Annotated in this window: 17 protein-coding genes; 11 read left to right on the forward strand and 6 right to left on the reverse strand. The window is 57.9% G+C overall.

Annotated elements, in window-relative coordinates:
• Window positions 1-81 precede the first annotated feature (81 nt).
• The 6 genes from adk (at window position 82) to ACE1BR_RS18730 (ending at window position 4,927) form a co-directional block, all read left to right on the forward strand.
• Complete coding sequence (adk, locus tag ACE1BR_RS18705) at window positions 82-726, forward strand: adenylate kinase (RefSeq protein ID WP_005337083.1); 645 nt, start codon at window positions 82-84, stop codon at window positions 724-726.
• A gap of 98 nt (window positions 727-824) precedes the next feature.
• Entirely contained in the window at window positions 825-1,799 is a 975-nt protein-coding gene (gene hemH / locus ACE1BR_RS18710) for a ferrochelatase (protein ID WP_374872938.1), read from the forward strand.
• A 34-nt stretch (window positions 1,800-1,833) separates the two neighbouring features.
• Window positions 1,834-2,226, forward strand: coding sequence for an MAPEG family protein (locus tag ACE1BR_RS18715; RefSeq protein ID WP_374872940.1), 393 nt, complete (start codon window positions 1,834-1,836; stop codon window positions 2,224-2,226).
• 183 nt (window positions 2,227-2,409) lie between these two features.
• On the forward strand, window positions 2,410-3,714 hold the full coding sequence (locus tag ACE1BR_RS18720) for an inosine/guanosine kinase (protein ID WP_374872942.1): 1,305 nt from the start codon (window positions 2,410-2,412) through the stop codon (window positions 3,712-3,714).
• A 180-nt stretch (window positions 3,715-3,894) separates the two neighbouring features.
• A complete protein-coding gene (locus tag ACE1BR_RS18725) occupies window positions 3,895-4,257 on the forward strand; it encodes a DUF2750 domain-containing protein (protein ID WP_005337077.1) in 363 nt (120 codons plus the stop codon).
• A 175-nt stretch (window positions 4,258-4,432) separates the two neighbouring features.
• Complete coding sequence (locus ACE1BR_RS18730) at window positions 4,433-4,927, forward strand: hypothetical protein (protein WP_374872944.1); 495 nt, start codon at window positions 4,433-4,435, stop codon at window positions 4,925-4,927.
• On the opposite strand, the gene ACE1BR_RS18735 is transcribed toward ACE1BR_RS18730, so the two are convergent.
• Window positions 4,890-6,530, reverse strand: coding sequence for an EAL domain-containing protein (locus tag ACE1BR_RS18735; protein WP_374872946.1), 1,641 nt, complete (start codon window positions 6,528-6,530; stop codon window positions 4,890-4,892). The genes ACE1BR_RS18730 and ACE1BR_RS18735 overlap by 38 nt on opposite strands.
• Before the next feature lie 189 nt (window positions 6,531-6,719).
• Here ACE1BR_RS18735 and glgC point away from each other — a divergent pair, with 189 nt between their 5' ends.
• A complete protein-coding gene (gene glgC / locus ACE1BR_RS18740; protein WP_374872948.1) occupies window positions 6,720-7,994 on the forward strand; it encodes a glucose-1-phosphate adenylyltransferase in 1,275 nt (424 codons plus the stop codon).
• A 123-nt stretch (window positions 7,995-8,117) separates the two neighbouring features.
• On the opposite strand, the gene ACE1BR_RS18745 is transcribed toward glgC, so the two are convergent.
• Window positions 8,118-10,115, reverse strand: a complete 1,998-nt coding sequence (locus ACE1BR_RS18745; RefSeq protein ID WP_374872950.1) for a hypothetical protein — start codon at window positions 10,113-10,115, stop codon at window positions 8,118-8,120.
• Between the two features lie 193 nt (window positions 10,116-10,308).
• Window positions 10,309-10,860 carry a lipoprotein gene (locus ACE1BR_RS18750; protein WP_374872952.1) on the reverse strand — a complete coding sequence of 184 codons (552 nt, stop codon included), beginning with the start codon at window positions 10,858-10,860 and terminating at the stop codon, window positions 10,309-10,311.
• A gap of 164 nt (window positions 10,861-11,024) precedes the next feature.
• Here ACE1BR_RS18750 and ACE1BR_RS18755 point away from each other — a divergent pair, with 164 nt between their 5' ends.
• Window positions 11,025-11,792, forward strand: a complete 768-nt coding sequence (locus tag ACE1BR_RS18755) for a hypothetical protein (protein ID WP_374872953.1) — start codon at window positions 11,025-11,027, stop codon at window positions 11,790-11,792.
• A 12-nt stretch (window positions 11,793-11,804) separates the two neighbouring features.
• Here ACE1BR_RS18755 and ACE1BR_RS18760 read toward each other — a convergent pair whose 3' ends face one another.
• The 3 genes from ACE1BR_RS18760 to ACE1BR_RS18770 all read right to left on the reverse strand — a co-directional run bounded on the left by ACE1BR_RS18760 (window position 11,805) and on the right by ACE1BR_RS18770 (window position 15,408).
• Complete coding sequence (locus ACE1BR_RS18760) at window positions 11,805-12,266, reverse strand: DUF2919 domain-containing protein (RefSeq protein WP_374872955.1); 462 nt, start codon at window positions 12,264-12,266, stop codon at window positions 11,805-11,807.
• 152 nt (window positions 12,267-12,418) lie between these two features.
• Window positions 12,419-13,366 carry a magnesium/cobalt transporter CorA gene (gene corA, locus ACE1BR_RS18765; protein WP_005337059.1) on the reverse strand — a complete coding sequence of 316 codons (948 nt, stop codon included), beginning with the start codon at window positions 13,364-13,366 and terminating at the stop codon, window positions 12,419-12,421.
• A 398-nt stretch (window positions 13,367-13,764) separates the two neighbouring features.
• The gene (locus ACE1BR_RS18770) at window positions 13,765-15,408 is read right to left on the reverse strand and encodes an electron transfer flavoprotein-ubiquinone oxidoreductase (RefSeq protein WP_374872957.1); all 1,644 of its coding nucleotides are present in this window, start codon (window positions 15,406-15,408) and stop codon (window positions 13,765-13,767) included.
• Between the two features lie 169 nt (window positions 15,409-15,577).
• On the opposite strand from ACE1BR_RS18770, the gene ACE1BR_RS18775 reads away from it, so the two are divergent.
• The 3 genes from ACE1BR_RS18775 (at window position 15,578) to serC (ending at window position 18,566) form a co-directional block, all read left to right on the forward strand.
• The gene (locus ACE1BR_RS18775; RefSeq protein ID WP_374872959.1) at window positions 15,578-16,330 is read left to right on the forward strand and encodes an electron transfer flavoprotein subunit beta/FixA family protein; all 753 of its coding nucleotides are present in this window, start codon (window positions 15,578-15,580) and stop codon (window positions 16,328-16,330) included.
• Window positions 16,327-17,253, forward strand: a complete 927-nt coding sequence (locus tag ACE1BR_RS18780; protein WP_374872961.1) for an electron transfer flavoprotein subunit alpha/FixB family protein — start codon at window positions 16,327-16,329, stop codon at window positions 17,251-17,253. Before ACE1BR_RS18775 ends, ACE1BR_RS18780 begins: the two co-directional genes overlap by 4 nt.
• Window positions 17,254-17,477: 224 nt before the next feature.
• The gene (serC, locus tag ACE1BR_RS18785; RefSeq protein WP_374872963.1) at window positions 17,478-18,566 is read left to right on the forward strand and encodes a 3-phosphoserine/phosphohydroxythreonine transaminase; all 1,089 of its coding nucleotides are present in this window, start codon (window positions 17,478-17,480) and stop codon (window positions 18,564-18,566) included.
• Window positions 18,567-18,688: the final 122 nt, after the last annotated feature.

Genomic DNA, 18,688 nt, shown 5'->3' on the forward strand with positions numbered 1-18,688 from the left:
CGCTCGCGCTTGTAGAAACGGGCGAAACCGTGTACTTTTTTGCCTTCGCAAGATTTGAATAACCAATCAATAGGAGCGTGTATGCGCATTGTTCTGTTGGGGGCTCCGGGCGCCGGCAAAGGTACCCAGGCTCAGTTCATCATGGAAAAACACGGTATTCCCCAGATCTCCACCGGCGACATGCTGCGTGCTGCGATCAAAGCGGGCACCGAGCTCGGTCTGAAAGCCAAAGCTGTGATGGACGCAGGTCAGCTGGTCTCTGACGACATCATCATCGGTCTGGTCAAAGAGCGCATCGCTCAGCCGGATTGCGCCAAAGGCTTCCTGTTGGACGGTTTCCCGCGCACCATTCCCCAGGCGCAAGCCATGAAGGATGCCGGTGTAGTGGTTGATTTCGTACTGGAGTTCGATGTGCCGGACGAAGAGATCGTCAAGCGCATGAGCGGCCGTCGCGTTCACTCCGGCTCTGGCCGTACCTATCACGTGGTGTTCAACCCGCCGAAAGTGGAAGGCAAGGATGACGTGACCGGTGAAGATCTGGTGATCCGTGCCGACGACGAAGAGACCACAGTACGCAAGCGTCTGGATGTATATCATCAGCAGACTGCCCCGCTGATCGGTTTCTACGGCAAAGAGGCGGAAGCGGGCCACACCCGTTACGTCAAGATCGACGGCACCCAGCCGGTTGATCTGGTCAGCAAGCAGCTTGCCACCATTCTGGGCTGATCTTTGCTGCCGGCACAGTTTCCTGTGCCATCAGATACATAAAGAGAAGGGCCCTGCGGGGTCCTTTTTGCATCATGACCGATAGACAGGAAGCCAACGTGACCACGAAAACCGGAATCTTGCTGGTCAATCTGGGTACCCCAGCCGCGCCGACCACTGCTGCCGTCAAAGCGTTTCTCAGTCAGTTCCTGCACGATCCCCGTGTGGTGGACTTGCCTCGTTACCTCTGGTGTCCACTGCTCCACTTCATCATTCTGCCGACTCGTTCGCCCAAAGTGGCCAAGCTCTATCAGCAGGTATGGACCGAACAGGGTTCGCCGTTGATGGTGATCAGCAAGCAGCAGCGCGCCGCGTTGGAGCAGGAGCTCAAGCGGGAAGGCGTCGAGGTGCCGGTGGAGCTGGCCATGACGTATGGCTCCCCATCTGTGAATGATGGTTGGCAGGCGCTCAAGGCCAAAGGGGTCAACCGGGTGATCCTGTTGCCCCTCTATCCGCAATATTCAGTCAGTACCACCGCCTCGGTCTTTGATGCCTGGGGCAACGCGATGAAGAGGGAGCGCAATCTGCCTGTGGTGCGGCTTATTCGTGATTATCATGCTCACCCCGAATACATTCAGGCGCTGGCCATGAGCGTACGTCGGCACTGGGAACAGCATGGGCAGGGGGATCACCTGCTGATGTCGTTTCACGGTATTCCGGAGCGTTACGAAAACGAAGGTGACCCCTATGGTCACCAGTGTCGTCATACCGCCACGCTGCTGGCCGAGGCGCTCGGGCTGGAGGCTGGACAGTGGACCGCCAGCTTTCAATCCCGCTTTGGCAAGGAGGAGTGGCTCAAGCCCTACACCGATGTGACCATCGCAGGCATGCCGGCAGTGGGTATCAAGCGGCTCGATGTGATTTGTCCGGCCTTCGCTGCCGATTGCCTCGAAACCCTCGAGGAAATTCAGGTACAGAACCGGGAGATCTTCATGGAGGCTGGCGGCGAGCGGTTTGAATATATTCCGGCGCTCAACAGCGATCAGGCCCACATCAGGATGATGGTTTCGCTCATCTGCCGCGAATTGGCATGAGTGACCCGCAGTCAGTCGAACAAGGAGTTGTCTCATGGTACATATCACGCTGATTTATGCCGGCCTGCTGGGGCTGCTGTTTCTGGGGCTCTCCTTCTGGGTGGTCAGACGCCGCGCCCAGTTCGGGGTAATGATAGGGCAGGGTGAGGCCCCTGAGCTGCTGGCGGCGATCCGTGCCCACGGCAACTTCGCCGAGTATGTGCCGCTGACCCTGCTGCTGATGGCATTATGCGAGCTCTCCGGTGCCGGTGCACTCTGGCTGCATGCCGGTGGCGTCATGTTGCTGGTCGGGCGCATCCTTCATGCTATCGGTATCCAGATCCCCAAAGCCCCCAATGTACCGCGTTTTGTGGGGACCTTGCTGTTCTGGTTATCTCTCGGGCTCTTCTCTCTGCTGGCCCTGTTGCAGGGATTGGCAGCAGTCTGAGGGGGTTGTTTTTGGTGCGGTAGAAACACCCCGAATGGGGTGTTTCTTTGTCGTTGAAAAGCAAACGTTTTTTCTTGCACCTCTTGTCTGTGCTGACGCCATTATTTAAACAGGGCGACTTTTCGGGACGGCGGATTGTGTTAAAATCCCGCCCCTCTTTCCCCCAGAGCACAGAACATTGCCATGAAATTTCCCGGTCAGCGCAAGTCCAAACACTACTTCCCTGTCGACAGACGCGATCCCCTGGTTCCGCAAAATCCCCTGTTAACCGAGCTGGGCAAAGCCTATGTGGTCGGGATTGATCAGACTCTGGTGGATATTGAAGCCCATGTGGACGAAGCGTTTTTGACCCGGTATGGTCTGAGCAAAGGGCACTCCGTCGTCATCAATGACGAAGTGGCCGAGCGTATCTATGACGAGCTCAAGGCCAACAACATGGTGGTGAGCGAGTTTGCCGGTGGCACCATTGGCAACACTGTGCACAACTACTCGGTGCTGGCTGATTCCCACTCCATCCTGCTGGGTGTGATGAGCCAGGATATCCGAATCGGCTGCTACGCTTACCGCTATCTGTGTAACACCTCTTCCCGCGTCAATCTGGACTATCTGCAACCGGTTGATGGCCCCATCGGTCGTTGTTTCACCTTTATTACCGAGTGCGGTGAGCGCAGCTTTGGCATCAACGCAGGCAAGATGAATCAACTGGATGTGCAGCACATTCCGGAAGAGGTGATTAAAGGGGCATCTGCGCTGGTGATCACCGCCTATCTGGTTCGCGGTGACGATGGTGACCCGATGAAAGAGGCGGCCATGACCGCCGTTCGTTATGCCCGTGAGGCGGGTGTACCTGTGGTACTGACCCTGGGCACCCGGTTCGTGATCGACGAGAACCCCCAGTGGTGGCGCGACTTCATTGCCGAGAATGTCACCGTGCTGGCAATGAATGAAGATGAAGGGGAGGCGCTTACCGGTATTTCAGATCCCCTCGGTGCTGCCGACAAGGCGCTCGACTGGGCCGACATGGTGCTCTGTACCGCAGGCCCCATCGGTCTTTACATGGCGAGCTACACCGATGAGGACTACAAGCGCGAGACCACCCATACCCTGTTGCCCGGTGTGATCCCCGAGTTCAACATGTATGAGTTCAGCCGCCCGATGACCCGTGCCAAGTGTCGTAAACCGACCCGCATCTACTCTCACATTTCTCCTTACATGGGTGGCCCGGAGAAGATCAAAAACACCAACGGTGCTGGCGATGGTGCTCTCTCGGCTGTGTTGCACGATATGGTGGCCAATTCCTATCACCGGATGAATGTGCCCAACTCCGCCAAGCACATTTCCGAATTCCTCACCTACTCCTCACTGGCTCAGGTGTGCAAATACGCCAACCGCGTCAGCTACGAGGTGCTGGCCCAGAGCAGTCCCCGCCTCTCCCGCGGTTTGCCGGAGAAAGAGGACAGCCTGGAAGAGGTTTACTGGGAGCGTTGATCTCCTGAATCTGCAAGACGCCTCCATCGGGAGGCGTTTTCGCAGGCAAATATGGGTTATCCCGGCTTTTTTCCCAGAATAACCCCAATATGCTTGAGTCCATGCCGCTTTTGCGACACCATTTGGCCATCGTATTGTCGCCCGACAATGCCGCAGCACCCGAAAGAAAGAGAGAACCCCATGAGCATGCTTAACGACAACCTTGACGCCAATTTCCAACTGTTTATCGAACAAGTCCGCGAGTCGGGTCAGGTGTGGGGTCTGCGCTATGGGGAAGACTGGGTGGTCTGCCGCTCTGCCGAATTTGAAGATGCCGACGTCATGCCGCTCTGGTCTGCCGAAGAGGACGCCCGTCTGCACTGCGTCGACGAGTGGGCCGATTACGAGCCGGAAGTGATCGATCTGGAAGAGTTTCTCGATATCTGGATCAACGATCTGGATGAAGATGATGTGCTGGTCGGTCCGAACTGGAACGCCGATCTGGAAGGTCAGGAGCTCGAACCCATCGAGCTGGCCAAGGCACTGGTTGAACTGGACGCCTGAAAGCGCCTTCACTGATGCTCTGAACCCAGAGAACATCAAGCAAGAGACCGGTATCCGTGAGGATACCGGTCTTTTTTATGATCGAGTGGTCAGATTGATGAGTTAAAAACCGATTTGCCTTTGCACCCGCCTGGGGGATGGTCCATCATCAACCTTTTGCCAAGTAGGGGGCGCCATGTTTGTATTCGACGTAACAGGAGCTGCGGGCGAGAAGGCCAGCATGCGGGTGCAGGCGCTGGATTGGGCGCAAGCGGGCCCCGTTACGTTCCAGTGTGACGATGATCAGCTGGCGGTCGTGCTCCTGACGGGTTGCCGTTGCGATGCGGTGGGTTTTTTCAATTTGCTGGCAGGGAGCAAGCCGCTCTATATCGAACAGTGGCTCAGCTATCTGCAGGAGAGTGGCCGCATTGGCAAATGGACCCATCATACCGAGAGTCCCGCCGATGGGGATTATCTGGCCAGAGCAGGTCTGGAGCATGATGAACTCAATACCCTGCTTGGCCAGGTCTATCAGGTCGCGGGGTTCAATCGCCTGCAGATCAATCGTTACCTCAAGAATCGCCACAACCCCACCACGCTGGCAACCCGTTACGATCAAAAAGAGCTGGAACGCTATCGCCAGCTCAACGACATCATTCTGACTCTGTTGAAGTTGAAGCATCCTCAGTAAAGAGCCCCAACTGGCTGATATCCGGTCGCAGTGGTTGCGGCCGGGCGATCAGATAGCCCTGCAAGCCATCCACGTACATCCCCTGCAGCAGCTGTTTCTGGCCAAGCTGTTCTACCCCCTCGGCAATGACCTGGCATCCCATCCGGTGTGACACATCGACGATCATTCGCACGAATTGCTGGTTGGTCTGATCCTGCTCCAACCCGGTAATAAGGGCGGGATCGAGCTTGATGTAGTCGGGCTTGAGCTCGCGAAACAGGGTGAAGGATCCGATCCCCTTGCCAAAGTTGGCGATGGCCGAACGGCTACCGTTGCGGCGCAGCAGTTCAAACACCCGCTTGGCGCCGGTCAGGTTGCGCTCCAGATGCTCCTCGTCGAGTTCAAACACCAGATTGGCGCTGGTGTTGGGATCTTTAAGCAGTTGGCGATCAAGCCAGATCAGGAAGGTGCTGTTTTGCAGCAGGTTGGGGGAGAGATTGATCCCCCAACGACTTTGGTTGGAGCCGAAGGCACGGTACTGACGCATGATGTGGGTAATGACCAGCTGTTCCAGTCGCATCACCAGATCCAGCCGCTGTGCCATGGCAAACAGAGTATCGGTGGGCAGGGCTGTACCATCGTTGCCACTGAAGCGGGTGTAGATCTCGTTATAAGCCAGCATGCTGCGGTGCAGGGGCTGGATTGGTTGATAGGTAAAGCCGAGCCGCTCCTGCGCCAGCACTTCGGTGAGCACTTCACGCCAGTGGTGCTGTCCCTGCAGATCGGAGACATTGTCATCCTGCTGGATGGCCCAGCCGTTGATGGTTTCGGTCTGGGCGCGGGCCAATGCCAGATCCGCTCTGGCCAGTACGGCTTCAATTTGCTGTCCACTGCTGAGCTTGGTCAGCCCCGAGTAGGCGGCGCTCTCCAGCTCATGCTGATCCTGATAGTGATCGAAGGCTGCTTTCAGATCCTGTCCCAGCAGATGGGGGGGAATATTGGCTACCGGTTGCACCAGCACGGCGAAATCAGCACCGGAGATGCGATAGACCTGATTGCCCGGAAAGCGGCTTACAACGCGCTTGATCAGCGCCGCCATGTCCTTGATATAGGCATCGCCAGATTGGAAACCACGCTGGGCGTTGATCTTGCCAAGCTCGGTCGCACGGATCAGTACCAGGGTGGCGCTCTGGGTATCCTGATCCCGCTGCAGTAATTCAGTCATGTCGCGCCGAAACGCGTGGCGGTTAAGCAGTTGAGTCAGCTCGTCGGTGGTTGCCAGGTTGCTCAGCTCGGTGAGCTGGCGATGGGCGCTCTGTTCGGCACTTTCAAACTGTTCCAGCAGTTGTTGTAGCACCTCCTGGGACGCAGGTTCATCGAGCAGTGTTGGGTCCCGGCTTCTGATCGCCTTGACCCACACCAGTTCCTGATGTTGCTGAATGCCAGCCAGGGTGCGTGTTGCCAGCATCAGCAGCAGGAGCATGCCCAGCAGTGTGGTGGCCAGAATAATGACCAGGGTGAGCGGGGTGCTCTGAAGGGCCAACCAAACTCCTTGCAGGAGCAGCAAGGGTATGCTCACTATGGTGGCGATCAGAAAAAGGGGACGTCCGAGCTTGTGAACCATCTTATCATCCTTGAAGTGGCTGCTTTATGAGGGAATTTTAACCAAGCTGACAGATCAAAGCATGCTATTCCTCGCAACTCGGTTAAAAGGGTCAATTGAGATCGGTTAAATGTGAGTGAAACCACTTTCATGGTCATTGAAACAGGCGAAGATGAGTTGAAAATAGATCAAACAAGGCAGAGGTAAATCATGTTGTTAGAGCCCGAAAATAGTGCCAAAGCACGACAATTACTGAATCAGAGTATGGCACTGGTGCTGGCAGGAGGTCGTGGCAGTCGCTTGAAACAGCTGACTGACAATCGCGCTAAACCTGCTGTCCATTTCGGTGGCAAATTCCGGATCATCGATTTTGTACTCTCCAACTGTATCAACTCGGGGATCCGCCGGGTTGGTGTAGTGACCCAATACAAATCCCACAGTCTGTTGCGCCACTTGCAATCCGGCTGGTCTTTCCTGCGTTATCAGATGAACGAGTTCATCGACTTGTTACCTGCCCAGCAGCGGGTGGATGAAGTGCACTGGTATCGCGGCACCGCTGATGCCGTCTATCAGAACGTCGATATCATCCGTGACTACGGTCCCAAATACATCGTGGTGTTGGCGGGGGATCACATCTACAAGATGGACTATGCCGCCATGCTGCTGGATCACGTGCGTCTGGGCGCCAAGGTGACGGTGGCATGTATCGAGGTGCCGCGGGCCGAGGCATCTGCCTTCGGGGTGATGGATATCGACGAGCAGCGCAAGATCCGCGCTTTCGTTGAGAAACCCGCCAATCCGCCCGCCATGCCAGGTTGTGAGGATCGTTCGCTGGCCTCCATGGGGATCTATATCTTCGAGGCGGAGTATCTCTATAAATTGCTGGAGGAGGACATTCTCAACCAGGACTCCAAGCATGATTTCGGGATGGATCTGATCCCCCGCATCGTGGAGGAGGGGCTGGCGTTTGCGCATCCCTTCAGCATGTCCTGTGTCGGCGCCCGCGAGGGGCAAAAGCCCTACTGGCGTGACGTGGGTACTCTGGACTCCTTCTGGGAAGCGAACATGGATCTCGCCTCTGTGTTGCCCGAGCTCGATATCTACGATCAGAACTGGCCCATCTGGACCAGCCAGACCCTGACACCCCCGGCCAAATTTGTGCAAGACCGCAATGGTCAGCACGGCATGACCATCAACTCTATGTTCTCGGGCGGCTCCATTGTCAGCGGATCGTTCGTGCTCAACTCGGTGCTCTTTACCAATGTGCGGGTGCACTCCTTCTGTACCCTCGATCAGGCCATCATCTTCCCCGGGGTCGAGATCGGTGCGGGCTGCCGTCTGCGCCGGGTGGTGGTGGACAAGGGATGTGTGCTGCCCGATGGACTGGTGGTGGGCGAGAATGCCGATGAGGATAGCCGCCGCTTCTATCGCTCCGAGCAGGGCATTGTGCTGGTGACCAAGGAGATGCTGGACAAGCTGGTTTAACCGGGTCGTGCAACCGTTTTGTTAAATCGTGTTGTTAAATAAAGTACCTTGAAATTGTGTCAGACGCTGTAATGCAAAGGGAGCCAGATTGGCTCCCTTTTTCGTCCTGGTGAATGGCGATTCTTACTCGCTTACTACCGTTTTGGCCGCCATCACCATGGCGGTGCCGTGCTTGCCACCGGCGGCGGTCACCTGCGGTACGCCATCTTCATCGGTGTCGCTGTCGGCCCCTTCGATGATGTTCTCGCCGGAGTCGCCGATCCACTCGGCCATCTGCATGCCGCCATTGACGGTGCCACGGAACCAGCTGACGTACTGACCGGTCAGTTTGGCCAGCTCCAGCTCGGGTGCTTTTTCGGCCCCTTCGTTGCGCAGGTTCAACATGGCTGAGCGCAGGGCACCGGAGATGGCAGCCTGGGTCCATGGGGTGTATTCACCCTGTTTACCCGCCAGCCAGGTGCCCGCCTTGGCATTGAAGTAGGCCTTGTCGGCGGCGATGAACAGCTCGCGGGCAGCGGTGCGGTACTTGGTATCCGAGGTGGCGAGGAACGCAGCGGTCAGACCGCGGATAGCGGCAAACTGCGCATCGATGGACTGGCCTGCATCGAGTTTACCGCCCAATGTGACACCATCATGTACCAGACCATTTTTGCCCTTGAGAGTGGCAAGGATGAAATCGGCCTGTTTGCGGATCAGTTCCAGCGCCTGCTGACCTTGCTTGGTCTTGAGGTTCAGCTCGCCGTTGTCGCCAGCCGCGTAGCCCACCGGCAGCGCATCCTGAGCGCGCTGGAAGATCTGCAGGGCGACCAGTGCGTAAGCTGCGTCAAAGGTAGTGACGTGCTTGCTCTGTTTACCCGCCTGCCAGCTGTCCACCAGAGTGCCCGCTTTGGCATCAAAGTGCAGAGCAGCCAGGTTCTTGAAGGTGAGGTTGGAGAGATTGATCGCCAGCGAGAAGGCATCGCTGCCTGCTACTGCCTTGCCCAGATCATTGCTCTGGTTGGCCTTCGGTGCAGCGGCAAACGGCTCGCCATCAAACACGGCGTGGAAGGCCGGATTCTGGTTGGTGTTGGCTGTGCGTTGATCGCTGAAGGCGTAGAACTCGGAGAGCGGCCACAGCATCATCCAGGCATCGCGCAGCTGGGCTGAGCTATCCACAACGTCGAGCTTGCCGATGGCGCCCGCATCATTGTTGCGAGTCTCGGTCACTTTCACCTGATGGGGGAAGTAGATGACGCCCTTGGCCGGATCATACTGCGGGGTGATCTTGGTGCCCAGCTGTTTGCCATTAAAGCCGAGCTGGTTTTGCATGATAGTGAGCTTGTCGATGGATTGTTCGGTCAGCATCATGCCGTTGAAACCGTCGGCGGCAGAGACGCCGAGCTTGTGTTGGCCATCCTGATCCATGGTGGCGGAGGCGGCTTCAACCTCTTCATCGGTCTCGGCCACGTGCATGCCGCCGAGGAAGTCCTGAGACCACATCACCTCTTTGAGCAGGATGCCACCCACGGCCGCGGGTACCAGCAGACTGTCACTGCTGCTCCAGCGCAGGGTCGTGTAGTCCCGGAAATAGGCCGGTATCTGGGTCTTGACGGTTTTCTCGACGCCTTTGGCCGTCTTGATGGTGATCTGGTCGCCATTGACCGGGGTGGCGTTCACCGCTTGGGCAAACTCCGGATTAGCGGAGGCGTAGGGCAGTGAGAGGGGATACATGCCTTGCGGGATCTCGTCAGCCGGGAAGCCGACCGCATCGGCCATGGCCATCACCCGTTTGCCGAGATCGGCCATGGTGCCACCACGGGCCAGGTTTTGTGGCCCGTTCACCAGATGGGGGCCCATACCGGACTGATAGTTGAGGGCGTACATCGCCTCTTCGGAGTATTCGTAGGATTCGATGCCGGCAGCAAAGTCGAACGGGGTTGGCTCATCGGCACGGTTGGCATCCAGTACATCCAGATCCAGCCCCAGCGCTTCGGCCAGCGGTTCACCGGAGAGTTCGAATTCGGTATAGGCCAGCATGTTGGCGGCGGTATTGAATGTTTTGTCTTCGACTTTGACGGCAGCGTGTGCGACGCCGCTGATCAGTGCGCAGGCGATCGCCTGAACCAGTACGGTTTTTCTCATGTCCCTTCTCACCATTGGTTTTATTATTGACGCTTCTCATGATGAATCTAAATGAGAATGGTGTGCATTATGCTGTGTTAAAGGGAACTTGAGAAGTAAAAACCGCCCTGCTCGGCAGCACGTTAAACCAGAAGTGTGCTGTCGAAGAGGACGGTTATCTATTGATCGTGATGAAAGTGCCTGTGTGGCGTGGTCAGAGCACCTTGAACGGGATGACCAGACGGCCCGGCTCTACCTTGAGTGCTTCGACCTTATCCTTGATCCTGGCTTCATTCTTGCGGCTGCTATCGAGGCGATAAACCGGCGTTTGCGACAGGAACAGGGATAGTGACTGATTGAAGGTGGGCAGAATGGGGGCCAGTGCCGCACCGATATTGGCAGGTTCGGTTTTTACCGAGACCAGCTCAAGATCGCGCAGATAGATAGCACCCTGATCGGCCACATAGTCCGGGCGGGCGCTGAGGGCAAAACGGATCTTCATCTGCTGGCTGCCAAGGGGACTGCTTACTTGCAGATCGCCGGCAGCATCCAGCTCGATGCGATCCGGTTGTTTGCGGCCGATGCGGCTCTGCATCTCGTCCAGACGGATCTTGCTCGACATGATACCGGGGATCCCCAGCTGTTTTTCAAAAGAGACCTGATCTTTGAGGTACTGGTTTATTTCGGCTTCGCTGACGTTGTATTGGGTCAGGGAGCAGGCCGCCAGCAACAGGGCGAGGGGGAGTAACAACAGCTGTTTCAGCATGAGAGGTTCCGGTTGGTCAACATAATAGGGCGTATCTTACGCGATAACCCGCTCCGGGCGGGAGTCTGATGACCCGGTTGTTGTGATGGGCACCTCTCTGGTTGTCTTTTGCCTGTGACGGGGTTCATCATCGAGCATCCGGTTCGGGTCTATGAGGAGATGTGATGGGCAGTCTGACGAGATATGGCTACAGGTGGCTGCTGTGGCTTTGCTGCATGGGGATATGGAGCTCACCTTCTTGGGCCGATGTGAAGGTGATCCCGGTATTTGAAGCGCAGGCCGCGGTACAGACCCTCAAGGAGCTCTACCCCCGGCTCAGGGTGAGTGCCATGGGCAACCAGCTGGTGCTGAGCGGGACGCCAGCCCAGCTGCAGGAAGCCGAAGCGACGTTGGCGCAGATCAACCAGCCACCGCAAAGCCTGCTTATCGAGTGGCGGGTCGATGGGCTCTCCAGTGGTGAACAGCTGGGTGGCTCAGTGAGTCGTGACGAGGCCAAACGGCAGTGGCTGCTCGATGGTAATGCCCAGCAGTATCAGCGTAGCCAGAACGACAGCTGGCAGGTGCGTGGGCTTTCGGGTCGCCCCGTGTTGCTGCAAATGGGCTCCTATCAGCCGGTCACCTTCTATCAATGGAACGGGGGGGCCGTGGTGGGGATGATGCCGCTGGTGAACGGCCTCTATGCCACGGCCACATTGATTGGCGATCGGGTGCAGATTGCGCTGAGCAGCGAACAGGCGAGGCTGGATCAGGGCACCATCAATCGTGGGCAGAGTGCCACCGAGGTGAGCGGAGCCCCGGGCCAGTGGCTGACGGTTGGGGAGCTCTCGACCAGTTCTGCGGATCAGGGGAGCAGCCTCGGCACCCAGCTACAGGGAGGGCGAGGCAGCCAGAGCGAGCGCCAGACCCTGCAGATCCGGGTTACTCGTCAATAGGTGTCAGCCCCGTCAGTGGGGCTGATCTGCGGCATATTCCCGTAGCTGGCGGCTGCGCAGCAGATACCAGAGTGTCCAGAGGCTGGCGACCAGCACCAGTGCGGTGGGCCAGCTGAACGACCACTTCTGCAAGTTGAGGCTGTGCAGTTGCATCAGCAAGCCACTGACGGCAGAGCAGAGCAGCAGCAGCGGGCTGTGGCGCCGGAGTTTGGCGCGAATGCCGTGGGTCTGCTGATAGGTGCCGCCACAGGCGAGCAGCGCCAGCATGGCGGGCACGTCGGTCAGCAGGCTGATATAGAGAGTGATCTTGTCTGGATAGAAGAGGGTCAGGATCTCGCTGCCGCTCTCGCGGGTTACCCCTGCCATCAGAAACAGCCAGACCGAGCGGGTCAGTAGCAGGGCGATGGGCCAGAACCAGAGAGGGGGACGAAGCTGGCCGTGATCGTCATAGCGGTGTTCGGGGTAGAGGGTCATGGTTGCCCGATATCCATTCATAGAGTGCAAGTGATAGAAGGGATATGGGGTAGGGGGCGACCCTTTGCAAGGCGTCGGGAGTAGCGCGAATTAATCGGGGGGCCGTGCCCCCCAATCCGTTTCTTCAGATATCGCAGTGCGCGTCGGCGGCGTTACAGCCAGCCCTTGCGCTTGAAGAAGAGGCCGGTACCGAGCGATGACATCACCATCAGCACCAGCGACATGGGATAACCATATTCCCAGGCGAGCTCCGGCATGCGGCCGAAGTTCATGCCGTAGATACTGGCAATCAGGGTCGGCGGCAGGAAGATCACAGCGGCTACCGAGAAGATCTTGATCACCTTGTTCTGCTCCAGATTGGTCACCCCCATGGAGGCCTCCAGCTGGAAGTTGATCTTGTCGAACAGGAACTGGGTGTGGGGCAAGAGAGATTCCACGTCGTGCAGCATCTCGTCGATCCACTTGTTCTGCTCAAGGCTCATGCGCTGGCGCAGGCTGCGCTTGAGGAAGCGTAAGGCGCGACGGGTATCGTGCAGGGAGAGACGGATCTGGCCGTTGGCCTCTTCCTGAGCCATCAACTCCTTGAGCATGGGGTTGATCTGATCCGGTTCGAAGATCTGATCGGCGGTGTTTTCCAAGGTCTTGTAACCATCTTCGATAAGATCGGAGAGGTACTCTACCTTGAGGTTTTGCACCTCCAGCAGGATATCGAGGGCATCCTCCACTTCCAGCCGATCTTGGCGCATGTAGTGGCGCAGCAGGCGTACCAGCCCGATGTCATCTTCGCGAATGCTGATCAGCAGGTTGTTGCGCAGGGTAAAGGAGACGTGGACACCCTTGGTGTCACGACCGATCCGCTGGGGAAACAGGGAGTGAATGTGCAGACCATCGGTATCCCAGTAGAAACGGGCGGATGCTTCGATGTCGTCGAGCTCTTCCTTGTCGGGAACCTCTTCCAGGAACAGGCCCGTCAACCATTCTCGCTCTGCCGTGTCCGGCTTGTAGGCATCCAGCCAGACCGTGTTGTCAGGTACTATGTCGTCAGGCCCGAGCGTGACTATGTCCAGCACCTTGTTATTGAGAATGTAGGCGGTGATCATCTGTCCCCCCTTAAAAAGTCATGGGTAATCAGGGATGGTTGCACAGGTCATGCGGCCTTAGATCGCTGCAGAAGGCGATCCCGTGGATAAGCAGATCGGGCCGATGGAAAACCTGAATGCGGCGAACTATACAGGGGCGGGCCGCGCTTGTCAGGGGCTATTCATCAGGGATCCAGCTTGTTTGTTCAAAAAAACATCGAGGTCGGATCACCTGAGCGGCCGTGCGGGGTAGAACCTGCCTCTGGCTGGGGAGAGGGATAGCCGAGACGGCCTTTTGCTATCGTACCGTTTCATCACATATTCGGATAGTTGGGCCCGGATCCTCCTTGTGGCGGTGTCCAGACGACATTTGGGGTGAGCATCCTTGATATCACCGTATCTGGTATCGCCGTACTTCATTACATATTGGGATAGTTCGGCCCCGAGCCCCCTTGCGGTGGGGTCCAAATGATGTTTTGGCTGGGATCCTTGATATCGCAAGTCTTGCAATGAATGCAGTTGGCGGCGTTGATCTGCAGCTTGGCCGCTCCCTCCATTTCCAGCACTTCAAACACCCCTGCCGGGCAGTAGCGCTGGGCGGGTTCCCCCCAGGTCGGCAGATTGACCTTAACCGGGATTTGCTCATCTTGCAGCTTGAGATGGCAGGGCTGATCCTCGTCGTGACTGGTGTTGGCGAGATATACGGAAGAGAGTTTGTCGAAGCTCAGCTTGCCATCGGGTTTGGGGTAATGGATGGGCTCGCAGCGGCTGGCCATGCGCAGCTGGCGGTAATCTGGCTCCTTATCGATAAGTTTGAAGGGCGAGTTCGCGCCAAACAGCCGCTGCTCCAGCCAGTTGAAGGCACCGCCCAACCAGGGACCATAGCGGTGAAGAGCCGCGCCAAAGTTGCGTGCCGCCTTGAGCTCGCGGGCGAGCCAGCTCTGTTGCAGCTCGTCGCCATAGTGGGCCAGATCCCGTCCTCCCTCATCGCCACCTCGCAGCGCCATCGCGACGGTTTTTGCCGCCAGCATTCCCGATTTCATGGCGGAATGGATCCCCTTGATGCGGGAAAAGTCGAGAGTACCTGCATTGCAGCCGATCAGCAGGCCGCCGGGGAAGTGCATGCGGGGCAGGGAGTGCCAACCCCCCTTGGTGATGGCGCGTGCGCCATAGCTGATGCGCTCACCCCCTTGCAGCAGGTCGGCTATGAGAGGGTGATGCTTGAGACGCTGGAATTCGTCAAACGGGCTGAGCCAGGGATTCTGGTAGTTGAGATCGACGATCAGCCCAACTGCGACCTGATCTCCCTCCATTTGATAGAGATAGAAACCGCCGTGACTGTGGTTTTCTCCCTCCTTGCCAAGAGGCCAGCCACTGCCATGGAGTACCTGTCCCGCTTTGCCCTGACCTGCTGGTAGTTGCCACAGCTCTTTGAAACCGATGGCGTAGTGTTGGGGTTGGGAGGGGTTTTCCAGATTGAACTCGGTGATGAGCTGTTTGCCCAGATGGCCGCGGGCGCCCTCGGCAAAGAGGGTATAGCGGCCATAAAGCGCCATGCCGGGAACATGATCAGATTTTGGATTGCCCGCGCGATCAAGTCCCAAATCGCCGGTGATCACCCCCTTGACCCGTCCCGCTTCCATGATAAGGTCGCTTGCGGTAAACCCCGGGTATATTTCGACTCCCAGCTGCTCCGCCTGCTGGCCAAGCCAGCGGCACAGGTTGCCGAGGCTGACGATGTGACAGCCTTCATTGTGCATCCGTGGTGGCACGGCCCAGCTTGGCAGCTGTAGGGAGCGCTCCTCGCTTTGCAGCAAATGTACCTGATCGTCGCTGACCGCTACCCCGAGTGGTGCCTGCTGCCAGCTTTGTGGCAGCAGCTCCTTGAGGGCAACGGGGTCGAGCAGAGCGCCGGAGAGCAGATGGGCGCCAATTTCGGCCCCCTTTTCCAGCAGGCAGACCGAGAGGTTGGCATCCTGCTGTTTCAACGCGATGGCGGCGCTGAGCCCCGCTGGGCCGCCACCCACGATGACGACATCAAATTCCATTGCTTCCCGTTCCATCTTGCCTCTGCGCTCTGGTTGGCCTAGGGTAATGCTGGTAGTTTACGTAAACGTAAAGTAGTTGTAAGCAAAACTGAGCAAGAAAAAGAAAAAAATCAGGCAAGGGCGTACTGCAAAAAACGCAGAGGCAAACGAATGAATTCAATCCAAAGATACGAGGCATGACCCCATGAAGCTGCTGGTCGCAATCAAACGGGTAGTGGATTACAACGTCAAGATCCGGGTCAGGGCGGATGGCTCCGATGTGGAGCTGGCCAATGTGAAGATGGGGATCAACCCCTTTTGTGAAATCGCGGTGGAAGAGGGGGTCAGGCTGCGTGAGGCCGGTATCGCCAGCGAGCTAGTGGTGGTGACCTTTGGCCCGGACGCGAGCGCCGAGCAACTGCGCCATGCGCTGGCGCTGGGAGCGGATCGGGCTCGCCACTATGTGACAGACGAGACGCTGGCGCCACTGACGGTTGCACGCGCTTTGCAAAAAGTGTGTGAGCTGGAGCAGCCGGATCTGGTGCTACTTGGCAAGCAGTCCATCGACTCGGACAATGGTCAGGTGGCCCAGATGCTGGCCGCTCTGACCGACTGGCCGTTGGCTACCTGCGCTTCAGCCATCAGGCTGGAAGGTGAAGAATTGCTGGTGACTCGCGAAATCGATGGCGGTCTCGAAACCCTCGCCATGCCGTTGCCTGCGGTGGTGAGCGCCGATCTGCGTTTGAATGAACCGCGCTTTGCTTCGTTGCCCAACATCATGAAGGCCAAGCGCAAGCCGCTTGATAGCGCCCCGTTCTCGACACTCGCCGTTGAGGTGGCCAATCAGACCCGCTTGCTAGGGGTGATGGCACCGCCAGCCCGCAGCGCCGGGATCAAGGTGGGCTCGGTGGACGAGCTGGTGGACAAACTCAAACACGAAGCGAAGGTGCTGCCATGAGCGTGCTGATCATTGCCGAACATCATCAGGGCCATCTGGCCGACAACGTGGCACAACTGGTCACCGCCGCCGGATCCATCGGCGGTCAAGTTGACCTGCTGTTACTGGGTCAGGGGCTGACCGAGGCGGGTGAACAGGCGGCAGCTCTCGGCGGCGTCGACAAGGTGTTGCTTGCCGAACATCCCCGCTTGGCCGACGGGCTGCTGGATGGGGTGGACAAGCTGCTGGCCACCTGGTGTCAGGGTTACAGCCACTGCCTGATGGCGGCGAGTACCATGGGCAAGGCGCTGCTGCCACAAGTAGCGGCTCGGCTCGGGGTGGAGATGCTCTCCGAGGTGACGGCTATCGAGAGTAGCGACACCTTCCTGCGCCCCATCTATGCGGGCAATGCCATTGCCAGAGTGGCATGCTCGGCGCCCGTCAAAGTGATGACGGTGCGGGCCACCGCGTTTGCCAAGGCGGCGACGGGCGGGCAGGCTCTCATCGAACGCTTGGCCGTGCCCGAATTCGCTGGCCGTACCCGGCTGGTGGAGCGCCGCGCGGTGCGCTCCAGCAGGCCCGAACTGACCGCCGCCCGGGTGGTGGTCTCCGGTGGTCGGGCACTGGGCTCCAAGGCGCAGTTTGCCCTGATTGAGGCGCTGGCTGACAAGCTGGGCGGTGCGGTCGGTGCATCACGTGCTGCCGTTGATGCGGGATACGTCGCCAACGATCTGCAGGTCGGCCAGACCGGCAAGGTGGTTGCGCCCGAGCTCTATATCGCGGTCGGTATCTCGGGGGCCATCCAGCATCTGGCGGGGATGAAGGAGGCGAAGGTGATCGTGGCCATTAACAAAGACAGTGAGGCCCCCATCTTTCAGGTGGCCGACTACGGTCTGGTGGGCGATCTCTTCACCCTGCTGCCGGAACTCACCGCCAAGGTATAAATTTGTCAGAAAGAGGGGGGACTATCCGTTTCTGCGGCATCTTGGCCATTTCTGCGCATGTTCTCTGCAAGCCCTGACCCGTTCAGGGCTTTTTCTACTGAAAAGGGGATCAAGATTGACGGTAAAAGGTTGAGCCAGCTCCCGAAAAGCCTTTGATCCGCTGGCTGCTCTTGTGTAAAACCTGACAAGTCATCGATCACTCTCATCCACTCACGGAAAGCGTCATGAGCAAACAGGTTTACAACTTCTGCGCCGGCCCCGCCATGTTGCCGGTCGAAGTCATGGAGCGCGCCCAGCGCGAATTTTGTAATTTTCAGGGGCTGGGAGCCTCCGTCATGGAGCTTTCCCATCGCGGTAAGCCCTACATGGCGGTTGCCGAGAAGGCCGAAGCCGATCTGCGCGAGTTGCTGGCGGTGCCGGACAACTACAAGGTGCTCTTCATGCACGGTGGTGGTCGTGGCCAGTTCTCAGCGGTGCCCATGAATCTGCTGGGCGGTGCCAACAAGAAGGCGGATTTCTTGCTGACTGGCGTCTGGTCCCAGAGTGCGGTGGATGAAGCCAAAAAGTATGGCGATATCCAGACTTGGCAAGGGGTTGCCAAAAACGAGCAGGGGATTACGCACCTGTTGCCGACACCGGCATTTCGTTCAGATGCTGCCTATATGCACTACTGCCCGAACGAGACCATTGAAGGGATCGAGATGTTCGATATTCCTGCTACTGGTAATGTACCTCTGGTGGCGGATCTCTCCTCAACCATCCTCTCTCGTCCCATCGACGTGAGCCGTTTTGGCATCATCTATGCCGGTGCCCAGAAGAATATTGGCCCATCCGGGCTCGCCATCGCCATTGTGCGCGATGACTTGCTGGATCAGGCCAGAGCCGATGTGCCCTCGATTTTTGATTACAAGCTCACAGCCAAGAACGACTCTATGTTCAACACTCCCCCCACTTACGCTTGGTATCTGGCAGGTCTGGTGTTCGAGTGGCTGAAAGAACAGGGAGGCCTTGCGGCGATGGAAGCGCGCAACAAGGAGAAGGCCGACTTCCTTTACGACTATCTCGATCAATCGAGCTTCTACGGCAATCAGGTGGATGTCAGCTGCCGTTCGCGGATGAATATCCCGTTCCAGCTGAAAAACGCCGAGCTGGACAAGCAGTTCCTGGCCGAGTCGGAAGCGGCTGGCCTGCTGGCGCTCAAAGGGCACCGTATTGTCGGCGGCATGCGTGCCAGTGTTTATAACGCCATGCCGCTGGAGGGTGTGAAGGCCTTGGTGAGCTTTATGGATGGCTTTGCCAAGCGTCACGGCTGATCCGGCCTGCAGTTAATCCTGACGCCGGGCTTGCCCGGCGTCTTTTTTTCAACAATGACTGAATCTTAGCGTGCAGCCCCGTTTTTCCCCTGCCGCTGCCCTTGCCGAGCGGGACGCAGGCT

The sequence above is a fragment of the Aeromonas sp. MdU4 genome, from assembly GCF_041929505.1.
Lineage (GTDB): Bacteria > Pseudomonadota > Gammaproteobacteria > Enterobacterales > Aeromonadaceae > Aeromonas.